The 271-nt window shown below is 63.1% G+C and carries 1 pseudogene; it reads right to left on the minus strand.

From position 1 onward, the window contains the following. Nucleotides 1-138: 138 nt before the first annotated feature. Nucleotides 139-271: pseudogene (locus tag ACPYOM_RS22555) on the minus strand (phosphoribosylformylglycinamidine synthase subunit PurQ); the annotation flags it as partial.

Consider the following 271-nt stretch of genomic DNA (forward strand, 5'->3'; position numbering starts at 1 on the left):
GGCGGCGGCCGAGGACCTTGACGATCTCGTCGAATTCGTTCTGCTTCAGGCCCAGCTCGGCCCACGGGAGTTCCGTGTCCGGGGTCTTGGCAGCGTGCTCAACGGTGTCGATGTTGAACTTCTTGGTGGTTTCCGTGGTCACTTGTCGCCTCCCACAATCTTGGTCAGTACGGAGGTGAAGAAGCCCAGTCCGTCGGTGTCGCGGGGTTCGCCGTTCAACGACTCCGGACCGAAGCCGGTCTCCACTGCGTGCTCGGGGTGCGGCATGAGG

This window comes from Monashia sp. HAY1-2A, from assembly GCF_056755315.1.